This is a genomic window from Modicisalibacter luteus DSM 23508 (assembly GCF_000378505.1).
GTDB classification, from domain to species: domain Bacteria; phylum Pseudomonadota; class Gammaproteobacteria; order Pseudomonadales; family Halomonadaceae; genus Modicisalibacter; species Modicisalibacter luteus.
In genome coordinates this window covers 1-10,368 of the sequence record NZ_KB900002.1, presented here as the reverse complement: position 1 = coordinate 10,368, position 10,368 = coordinate 1, and the positions used below count along the sequence as shown (strand labels likewise).

General features: G+C 53.7%; 11 protein-coding genes and 1 pseudogene. 4 read left to right on the top strand and 8 right to left on the bottom strand.

Features of this window, described 5'->3' with window-relative positions; translation table 11 throughout:
* The 6 genes and pseudogenes from F568_RS23205 to F568_RS0118030 form a co-directional block, all read right to left on the bottom strand.
* Window positions 1-1,182, bottom strand: a 1,182-nt coding sequence (locus F568_RS23205; RefSeq protein WP_040476590.1) for a copper resistance system multicopper oxidase, incomplete at its 3' end; no start/stop codon positions are given.
* 668 nt (window positions 1,183-1,850) lie between these two features.
* Complete coding sequence (locus F568_RS26390) at window positions 1,851-2,168, bottom strand: hypothetical protein (RefSeq protein ID WP_189459682.1); 318 nt, start codon at window positions 2,166-2,168, stop codon at window positions 1,851-1,853.
* 190 nt (window positions 2,169-2,358) lie between these two features.
* Complete coding sequence (locus tag F568_RS0118045) at window positions 2,359-3,117, bottom strand: ZIP family metal transporter (RefSeq protein WP_019020168.1); 759 nt, start codon at window positions 3,115-3,117, stop codon at window positions 2,359-2,361.
* A gap of 1,198 nt (window positions 3,118-4,315) precedes the next feature.
* Window positions 4,316-4,627: a hypothetical protein gene (locus F568_RS25030; RefSeq protein WP_156817487.1), complete on the bottom strand. Its 312-nt coding sequence runs from the start codon at window positions 4,625-4,627 to the stop codon at window positions 4,316-4,318.
* A gap of 3 nt (window positions 4,628-4,630) precedes the next feature.
* Window positions 4,631-5,455: pseudogene (locus F568_RS25810) on the bottom strand (TIGR02587 family membrane protein).
* 825 nt (window positions 5,456-6,280) lie between these two features.
* Window positions 6,281-6,610 (bottom strand): EF-hand domain-containing protein, encoded by a 330-nt coding sequence (locus F568_RS0118030; protein WP_019020164.1) that lies wholly within the window; start codon window positions 6,608-6,610, stop codon window positions 6,281-6,283.
* Between the two features lie 402 nt (window positions 6,611-7,012).
* Between F568_RS0118030 and F568_RS0118020 the strand changes: the two genes are divergently transcribed.
* A complete protein-coding gene (locus F568_RS0118020; RefSeq protein WP_019020163.1) occupies window positions 7,013-7,363 on the top strand; it encodes a DUF1622 domain-containing protein in 351 nt (116 codons plus the stop codon).
* Window positions 7,364-7,422: 59 nt separating this feature from the next.
* Here F568_RS0118020 and F568_RS25435 read toward each other — a convergent pair whose 3' ends face one another.
* A complete protein-coding gene (locus F568_RS25435) occupies window positions 7,423-7,647 on the bottom strand; it encodes a hypothetical protein (protein WP_019020162.1) in 225 nt (74 codons plus the stop codon).
* Between the two features lie 310 nt (window positions 7,648-7,957).
* On the opposite strand from F568_RS25435, the gene F568_RS0118010 reads away from it, so the two are divergent.
* From F568_RS0118010 to F568_RS0118000, 3 genes are all read left to right on the top strand, one after another.
* Window positions 7,958-8,179 (top strand): hypothetical protein, encoded by a 222-nt coding sequence (locus F568_RS0118010; protein WP_019020161.1) that lies wholly within the window; start codon window positions 7,958-7,960, stop codon window positions 8,177-8,179.
* A gap of 164 nt (window positions 8,180-8,343) precedes the next feature.
* Entirely contained in the window at window positions 8,344-9,105 is a 762-nt protein-coding gene (locus F568_RS0118005; protein WP_019020160.1) for a Crp/Fnr family transcriptional regulator, read from the top strand.
* A gap of 108 nt (window positions 9,106-9,213) precedes the next feature.
* Window positions 9,214-9,921 carry a hypothetical protein gene (locus tag F568_RS0118000; protein ID WP_019020159.1) on the top strand — a complete coding sequence of 236 codons (708 nt, stop codon included), beginning with the start codon at window positions 9,214-9,216 and terminating at the stop codon, window positions 9,919-9,921.
* 66 nt (window positions 9,922-9,987) lie between these two features.
* On the opposite strand, the gene F568_RS23190 is transcribed toward F568_RS0118000, so the two are convergent.
* The coding region (locus F568_RS23190) for a phospholipase D-like domain-containing protein (RefSeq protein ID WP_244874810.1) at window positions 9,988-10,368 on the bottom strand (381 nt) is incomplete at its 5' end.

Below are 10,368 nucleotides of genomic sequence, written 5' to 3'. Positions count from 1 at the left end.
GGAGTGGTCCATGCCCTGCATGCTGGAGTGATCCATGCCACCATGTGCCGCCATCGCTTCCATGCCGCGATCTGCGATCTTACGGCGCGGCGGAATCGGCGCCACCATGCCTAGCCGAGGAGCCAGAGTGCCACTTGCATAACCGCTGCGGTCCATGGACTCGGCAAATATGGTGTAAGCCCGGCCAGGCTCAGGCTCGACAAGTACGTCGAAGGTTTCGGCCACGGCAATGCGAAACTCGTCGACGGGTACCGGTTGTACTGGCTGACCGTCGGCGGACACCACGGTCATTTTCAAACCAGGGATGCGTACGTCGAAGTAGGACATTGCTGAACCGTTTATGACACGCAGCCGGACTTTTTCTCCCGGCTTGAACAGCGCCGTCCAGTTATCTTTTGGCGCATGGCCGTTCAACAGGTATGTATAAGTACTCCCCGTCACATCGGCGATATCCCGGGAGCTCATGCGCATTTGCTCCCACATCGAGCGCTGCTTAACAGTATCGGCAAAGCCGTTCTCCGCCACATCGGCGAAGAAATCAGCTAATGTCCGCTCCTGGTAGTTGTAATAGCCCTCCGCAACTTTTAGGTGACGGAAGATATCTTGCGGGTCTTCAAAAGTCCAATCGGTAAGCAGCAACACATGTTCACGGTCATATGTGAACGCCTCGGGTTCTGCAGCATCGATAATGAGCGGACCCGCGTGGCCAAGCTGCTCCTGTAGCCCGGAGTGACTGTGGTACCAGTAGGTGCCATTTTGGATAACAGGGAAACGTGCCGTGAACGTCTCACCCGGAGCAATGCCAGCGAAGCTGACGCCAGGCACTCCATCCATTTCCGGTGGCAGGATGAGCCCGTGCCAGTGCACAGAGGTTTCCTCATCCAGCAGGTTGGTTACCTTCAATACAGCATCCTGTCCTTCGCGCAGGCGTATCAAGGGCCCTGGGCTGGTTCCATTGAGCGTAATTGGTTTTCCCATTTTGCCTGCGATAGGCAACGATTCGCGCCGCACGGTAAGGGAGACTGTACTGCCTTGCTCGATTCCATGGGGGTAGACATTACTAACGCCTAAAGGGCTGGCCCAGGCAGGTCGCAACCCTAGAGCGGCGGTCGAGATGCCTAGCGAAGATGCGAGCTTTAGCAGTTGACGTCGCGACAGCGTCTCAGCCGGATAAGATGCCATGGCACGGTTCCTGTTAATTAGTGGAACAGAAAAGCACGAAAATGATAGCCAGTGTACCGTAGCAAACTGAATTTCAGCTGAACGCCTCAGCTCTTTTCTTTCCGACTTTATAGTTTCTTTCGAAGGACTAATGAAATATTGACGACCTGATGTAAATTTGATTTTAGGCAGATATTTTTGTTATGATAAACAGCCTTAGTACAATGGATAATATCCGTCAGAATTCCATGCTTTGGGTTTAAACTCATACTGGGTTTGATATCGTCACTCGCTTCCACTACGTCGGTTAATTTCGTGCTGATCAGCGCTTGGCATCGACATGATGCACTATGTTGCGCAGGAACTCGCGATCAAAAGCATAGATCATCTTTATAGCTGGTCTGCTAGGACACCCGCTTGGCTTGGGAGTAAATATTCAGGCGTCCGCAACGCACGATAAGCTCCCGACAGCCCCGGCGTAAGACTATTGCCATTATCCTTGCGGAAATCGGCGCCGTCTTGAAATTCAGGGTCCGTCGCTCAGTCAGCCACTTCAATTCGGCATTGCGCTGCGTCTCACGCTCCAAGCCGTAGCTGATGAGTTAAACAAAGTAGTTAGGCCATTCCGCCACGTATATACCGAATGTATGCTGAAATGGGCGTTAGACACTGCTGAATGCCTGCCTCGATTATACATCTTCCCTGTCTCGTGACGGTAAGCCACTCATCCTCAGGAACGGCATGCCTGGCTCGATGTGATTACATGACGCCCCAATGGAAGCGAGGGATAGCAACTCGAGAACTGTGTCTTCCAGATAGCGGGAGTTGGCGAAGTAAAGACTCTCATCGATACATAGAATCGCCAGTCGCTCGTCAACCTCAGCACGGTGGCGTTCAATGTTCCGGAAATGCTCGCTATCAGGGACTCGTCCGACCAGCGCCGCATGAGGGCGGCTGGTACGGTACAAATGAATGGCCAACGACAAGCCCCCCTGCCAAAATTCCACTTTCTACGCCGTAGAACAGCGTAATCAGGATGGTTGCCAGCATGGCCATGAAGTCACGCCCAGGTTCGCCTGATAGTACTGAAATCAACGAGGGTCACAACGGCGACGATGATCGCTGCTGCCAACGTCGCCAAGAGAAGGTAGGCAATCAATAGTGTCAGGGTCAGGCTGGCTAGGGCAATGCGGGACGCTAGTTTTGCCCCAGGATGCCTTCCAAGCCCGCCGATACCAGAACGAACAGAACGAAGCCGCCTATGAACGCTAGAGGCGAGACATGCGTATCGTCACCACTCTCATGAGCTTCAGATATCATGTCTTCAATAGCAGCGACCGTAAGAAGGCCTGCCGTGAATGTCAGTGCCGCTAGCTTGAAAGACTCCGGTTGATTCCTGAGTACGAAGTAAGAAAAGACGGCCGCCGAGAGTACAGGGATCGCAAAGGAAGCAGAAAGCAGTATGCGCTTACTGCGTGGGATTCCTTTATCTTTCATGTTGGCGATCGTCGCGAACCCTTCAGGCACATCTGCCAGCGCTTGGCCTGCCGCCAGGATCAAAGCAACCGACGGCGAGACTGCCGAACCTGCACCGATCAGAAGGCCATCACTGAACAGGTCAATGGACACGGCAATATAGATCATCCAGACGCCCGTCTGACCGCTTTCGCCCTGCTGGCCTTGCCGCTTCTGGACCCCCTCTACGAGCTTCTCGATACTTACGTAAGCAATGCCGCCCAGGGCGAAGGTAGAGGCGATCAGCCATGCCGAGAGGCTTTCCAATACACGCGGCATGATCTCAACCGCTACCACTGCAATGACGAGGCCGGCGGCGCCGTGAAGGGCATAGTTGAGGCGGCGTCCGGTAGTCCGGGAATTCTCCGCAGCGAGCCCGCCACTAAAGTTCCCTAACGCAGGAAGCAGCGCCAATCCGAGTACAACCCAAATGCCATCCATTAATCCCCTTCCCTAGCCGTCTTCTAGACGTGATCCGTTAGATGTCCACCGGCGAACCGGCGCGTATCGGCCTTCCAGCGACGCAGCAGTCAATGCTTTCCCACTACGTGTCGGGCCCTGTCGATCCAAGAATCGTAGCAGTCGTAACGCGTTCAGCGTTGCCTACACGGTATCGGCAGAGGCGGACCTTCTACAGACATAAAAGCTGAAGGGCTGCGCTGGCTGCATACGAGCCTGTTACCGACTGTCGGGGTAGGCCAATCTAGCCTTTGTCATTTATCCCAACCGCTGATTTTTAATTCAGAAGCTTGGCATGCAAAACTAAAGCCCATGCAAGCGGGCTAGTGCTCGAGGCTTGATAGCCAAAAGTGCAGGCTAACTGAAGATTTAAGTGGCTTGATGTTTGCGGCCTGAAGGCCTTTCTAGCCTTGGGTTACGTCAAAAGAGACTTATTGGCCACCTTACAAGGCTTAAAGCCGTCAGACTGAATTTCTAAGAGGTAAGCAAACAGATCATCGCCACCTTCAGCAGGAGCCAACGACCAGCACCTGAGCGAAGCTGCTTTTAGCAATCGAACTCTTGTAACGCTTAGATCCGTAGATGCCGGTCACTGCGCCGCAACCTTCGCCGTTGTTCGTTCGTGCTAATGTTTTATGGAGGCCCACGTTCGATTCCAGACAGCTCACCAATCCCTGCCCTCGATGCATCGCATTATTATTTCTTAATCTTTCTAACCTGTGTTAGGCCAAGTAACTTTTCTCAACATGATATGGTTTGCGTAGGAAGATTGCGGATCCTACTCTGTTGCGTACGGTAAGCAGCGGCCAAGGATAGGCTGCCAGTTCAGGAAGAGCGCGGTCAGGATGACCGAGGCTTGGGAAGGTAGGCGGCCAGAGGCAGGATGCCATTAACGCCAAGGATTCCAGAACGGCTTACCCTTTGGCAGTCTTCCCGGCTGCTTAGCCCGGCCTACCCTCCAAGGCCGGGCTTGTTTTATTTGGCCCTAAGCTAATCCAGACGAAACTATATCGATCAACCAGAAATCAGTCGATGGCTATGTTAGCGCCCGGTCGTTATCTCTTATGTACCCGAGGGTCAAGGCCGGTGATAGCCGTTGGCAAAGAGCTTTAGCATCTGCCGGGTTGGTTCTTGGCTAAAGTAAAGGCCAGCTTGAACCTCGGAATGTGGTGGCACGTAATCAATGGTCACGCTCGATGACTCGATCAGGAGACCATCCTTCATCAACTCCCCCCCTGATTGTTACGGCAGCGGCTGTGTTCCCCCCCGAATTTATCGCGAGGATTTCAACTAGATAATCGTCTCCGCTCGGCTCTATGCGCACCAGTTCGATTTCAACGTTCGGCGGTGAATCGTCACCATAGAGTGCCTGCCAGAACATGACTCCTGCAACGACGATTACTGCAGCAGCCCCCACAAGTGCAACCAGCCGCTCACTGAGAGAGCTGATTGAGTCTTGGGCCTGTCCTGCGTTACCTGATGGTTCGTTCATGCACTAAAGTACCAATCTTGAGGCAGCAGCGCCGATGGCGGCTGGAAAACCCAGCACGACGATGAGCATGATCGCTGTGCCAAATCCTAGGCCCTGCAAACGTTCGAAGGTCCAGAGTACATAAGAACTCATGCCCAGAGCGATGGCATAACCGGTGACTGTGTAGCGAAAGAAAATCTTGAGGAAAGCCGCATCAGGCTCTACCTGCTCCTCGCCGCGAAAGCTCATGCCATAGACAAAACCGTGCATGGTCATCAGCGATAGCGAGACCAGCACGAGGAGAAGCTAGGGCGTCATCTTGTAAGCGATCAAGTACATTTCAGACGTAGGCGACACGGTAAAGGCGCCATAAAGCGATCCGGCAAGCATGATACTCAGCTCACGGTAATACTTGCCTTGGATATCCTGCTGTCGGTCTTCGTTGGATGCGCTCTGCTTGCCGAGCAGCTCACTGGCCAGCAAAGCGCCGAAGGCGCACGGCACGCTCAGCAGGGTCACTTGGCCAATGGCATGACCGAGCGGCGTGACTTGATCGATAACTCCGAAAATCCAGAGAAAAAGCGTTGCCGTGGAGAGACCAACCGCAGTAGCGACGAAAACGTCAATTACCTCTTCAAACCAACGGGAAGTACGCCAGTAGCCAGAAATATGAGCCAACCCAAGCAGGATGGGCAAGGCCACCAGCAGAAACAGTCCAATACGCTCCCGGGGTGCAGAGAAACCTAGCCACCAAGTCTCCATGGTCATTAAAACGGGGAGAGCGAAAAGAATCGCGCCACCAAATGCCCGAGCAAGGCTTGTATAAAAGCTTCGGTTTGATTGATTCACTTCATTCCAGCGATGAGGGGCGGCAAGCGCACGTATGCGAAACCGCTAAAATTAAACGGCAACCAGGCTACCGCTGCTTCATGCTGGTGATCGGCACCTATCAAGATCGAGGCACTGTGCAAACAGCCACACCATTACAGCAAATCGGTGACATGCCTGTCACCTAGGCATTGGCGGTATTATAAGCACTGAGAGACACGTTAGAGGAAGGAAGGATGCCGTGCCCTGGCTTTTAAACTCACACTGGGCTTGAGATCGTCACCCGTTCCCACTAAGTTGGTTCACTTCGAGCTGATCATCGCTTGGCATCGACATGATGCACTATGTTGCGCAGGGCCTCGCGACAATATAGCTGCTCTGCTGGAACATCCGCTTGGCTTGGGAGAAAGCCCCAGGCGTCTGCACGCGCGATAAACTCTCGACAGACTCGACATTTGGCCATGCCATTTTCCTTGCGGAAAGCTGCGGTCGCCTCTACACCATCTAAACCAGCATCGCTGTCCCGGGCCAAGAGATCTCTTCACGCGCCGGCCTGATGCCAACGGCTTTACAATGCTGTCGAAACGATTGGCCGTTGAGCGAACGCATGCCTGGATCGAGAAGGCACGCCGGCAGGTGATGCGCCACGACCGACGTATTGAAGCATCGGAGACCTGAGTCTGGCTAGCGGCGGGCACCAACTGCTCAACCGGTTATCTTGCTTGGCCTGTGACTCTGTAAGCACTCTCATAGTTGCAGAGTAGGGATGCTCAAGTCCGCGTGATATAAAAAGCGGGAGGTTACCTCCCGCTTTTGACAATGCGCTAGCCTTTATTCGGAACGGGATCAAACATCCCAGAAACCTTCGTCGCCAGCATCATCGCCGAAATCGCCATACTCATCCTCTGACCAGTCGCCGCTGCCATCCCGATCATAAGTATTATAGATGCCTTCACCATACTCTTGTTCATCAAGCATGTTATCGCCGTTAGCGTCCCAGCTATTGTAGAGCCCTTCATCATCGAAGCCAGCATCGAACTCTTCATAGTTGACAACGCCATCGCCATCGGAATCCCACTCACTAAACCCATTTTCCTGAGCGAAAGCACTACCGGCACTCAACATAGAAAATGCAATGAGGGTTCCACCGAGTCCATTAATCCAAGTGCGCTTCATGCTTACCTCCTTGATTGCAAAAGCGAAGAGAAACCAAAAACGGCTACTCCTTGACCTCATCAAGGTTACTGACATTTGAAATTATCAGTACCTGACGATGAATTAACCATAGAAGAGCTATTGGAATTTATCAAACGAAGAGAAACAACACAGTTTTACTAAATGTTAACTTCTGTCTATGGCATATTGATAATCCAGAAGACCAGCCGGATACATATAAGAGGCTGCCAATTGCTATCAATATTATTACCAAGCTAGTTATTGCTGTGTTTACGACTCGCAAGCAATCGGGCCTGACACTAATAGTAAGATTTTTAATAATACATCGTATACTTGGTCGGATAACAGCCTCAACAAATGCTACCTTGTCTTAACGAACACCAACGTTATGCAGGAGGTATTTTGTTAAATATTGTAACGCCATTGGCAGAGTGGAGTGAGGCAGTTATTGAGATAATGGGTATCTGCATTATCCTCGGGTTCTCATTCTACGCACTAATCGTTCAACCGGTTCTGCTTCATTTCCAAGACCAAACTGAGGAAATATTTAGTAAGGTCCGCCAAAGCCTCGGACGAGGTATTTTACTCGGCTTGGAATTTCTCGTTGCCGCAGACATCATTCATACCGTCGCAGTTAGTTTGTCCTTCAAAACAGTCGGCGTATTGGCCCTTATTGTACTCATACGTACCTTCCTCAGCTTTACGCTGGAGGTCGAGTTGTCTGGCCATTGGCCCTGGCAGGGAAAGAAGTAACTGGCTCGCTCATATACAGAATACGAGCGTAACGATACAAGGCAGTCAGCAACGGGCCTTCAATTGTTACTGGGCCTCACACAGGTGCGCAGCTCGGCGTTACCGATGGCAAGCACTAGGCAGCCCTCGACGAACCCTAGCGTTGCATTGATGGCTGCATCGGGACAATTGTAGCGGACAAGCATTCTGCTCGATACGGCACGCACCACTATAGAGGCAGCAGTCGAGCGATCCTGAGCGAAGGGCATCTTGTCGCCTAGCAACTCACCGACTGCTAGCGGCATCAGCAGATGGCGCGTTCGCGGTGCTGCCGGCGTAATTCAGGCTCCTCGGCATAAGACGGAGCTTGACGTGAATGATGCTTCCCTCTGCTACGTTAACGGCTCAAGAAACCTCCTGAGGTCTTCAGCATAAGGTCTGGAGGCGTCTACGAAACTAGGGGAGATTCATCCTACCATTGCCATCTGGGGCACTGCTGAATGCCTACCTCGGTTACACACTCCCCTGCCCCGTGACGAAAAGATACATATACTCAGGAACGGTATGGTTGGCTCAGTGTCATTACATGACGCCCAATGGAAGCGAAGGATAGCAATGCTCAAGGACGCCATAGTCATCAGGGAAGTCGTCAGCAAGGATAGCTCTATAAAGAGCTATGAGGTTTACGACAGCGATACTGGATCAAGCCTAGGCAACTACGACAGTCTCGAGAGGGCCGAAGCTGAAAGGCGCCATATGCAGTCTTCAGATGCAGCAGCGAAGAAAGGGGAAGCGGGCATGGATCCAAGCCAAGATAACGACCCGAGTTCATCCTAGCCTCAGTGGAATGCCTACCGAGCCGGAGCAACAGCAATTGCCGTCTGCCCAAGTATTCGGCTGTGCGCCATAATTTATGCTTGAGCTAGAAAATGACTCAAATCCGCCGCGCAGAGACACTGTGGCCAGAGGCTTCATTCCTGCCGCCGACACGGAGCGCAAGCATGACCGCAGGTTCTCTCTCCCCTCATACCCTGATGATCCGCAAGCTGGAAAGCACCTTCACCTTCGCCGACGAGGAGAAGCAGGCGCTCCAGAACTTGCCGATACAGGTTACCAACCTCAAAGCTGGTCGAGACATCGTACGTGTCGGTGACCGACCTTCCCAATGCTGTCTGATTCTTGAGGGCTTCAGCTGTGTCTATAAGCTGACCTCCGAGGGTAAGCGTCAGCTCGTGGCCCTGCATGTTCCCGGAGACATCCCGGACCTGCAAAGCCTACACTTGGAGGTCATGGATAACAGTATTGCCTTGATCAGCCCCTGCACGGTCGGATTCATCCAGCACGAGGACTTGCGCTGTGTGTGCGAACGCTATCCACGCCTTACCGCTGCCTTCTGGCGCGAGACGCTGGTAGACGCCTCGATCTTCCGTGAGTGGCTCCTCAATAACGGGCGGCGCGAGGCCTACACCCGGATGGCCCACCTTCTCTGCGAATTTCTGATGCGCCTGAAGGCGGTGGGACTTGTTGAAGACGACGCCTTCGATCTACCGATTACCCAGGTTGAGCTGGCGGATGCGATTGGGACCAGCTCGGTCCACGTGAATCGGGTTCTCCAGGCGCTTCGTGGCGATGGTCTGGTCCAAACCAAGGGAAAACAGGTCATCGTCCCTGATTGGGAGAAACTGAAGGAAGCGGGTGATTTCGACCCGCTCTACCTTCACCTGGAAGACGTCGGTGCAGCACGAAGCCCAGCGGTGGCCTAGCGATAAGTTGCTGGGGAGGTGAGGTTACTACATCGCCCAAATAGCATTGTTAGCTGTACTGAGCCTGCTTGTAATCGATACCAATACGGCCGGCAGGGAGGGCGGCTTATGCTCAACTGGATTTCACAACATTCTCAGGCCTTGGGCGTTGTAACCAGCTTCGGCACGTTGATCATTTGGCTGGTCTATGCGCAGCTGTTGTATTTTGGGTTTCGACGCCAGCGCCGCCCCCGAGTAGTCATCAATCGTGGCAGAAAGAGGGATGTCGACGCGCTGTGCATCATTAGCAACATGAGCGCCGAGGCGATCTTCGTCGAGTACATCATCGTCGAATTGGAAACCTCACGCGGCACAGTCACCATGGACGTGACCGATTTCAATCAGAAGGCCAACCAGGGAGATGATCCGGACAGCGAGGCTGGCCAGGAGCTCGGGAAGGTGAGCGATTACACCCGGGAGGGCCCGCTGGCTTCCGGCGACTTCATGCATATCGGGACTTTCAGCGACCTGGTCCATCGCCTGGCCGGGGAAGCCGGCATCGAGATGCAAGGTTACCGCCCCAAGGGAGATTTATGCCTGCAGAGCCTGACCATTCGCTTGATCGGCATCTACGGCTCGGAGGACCGGCCGATTGGGGCGGAGCGTCGCTTTGAACTCAAGCACGAAGAAGGTGAGGAAAAATATATCTTGGTACCCAGTGCCTGGAAGCCCCAGCGACTTTCCTCACTCCGCCAGCGGCGCCGGCTGCGCAAGGATATGGAAGCGATGAACGCGACGAACTACGTGGCGTCGTCATCGATTCAGCGCGAGGGCTAACTACGCCGCCTACGACGCGCTCAGGCCAGGGCTGCCACCTGCGCAACGGCTTAGAAGGTCCGCCTGTCACGTCTGGTTTCGAAACAGACCGGCCACCGTTGCCTTTGCCCTTCTGAACAGGCCTCGCTGGCGGTAGTCTTCGGCACGCATTTCCATGGCGTGCGAGCGGTCTTCATCAAAGTGGCGGTCGAGTTCGCTCAGCACCACCTCGTCCAGAATGACCAGGGCCAGCTCGTCATCCTTGCTCATGGAACGCTGATCGAAATTGGCCGACCCCACACAGGCAACCGTATCGTCTACCGTGACGGCCTTGGCGTGTAGCATGCTCGGCTGGTATGCCCACATCCGCACTCCCGCCTGTATGAGCGGGGCATACTCATCCTCCTGCGCCAACTGGGCCATGCGATGGTTGTGATGCGGGCCTGGAACCAGGATTTGCACATCCAC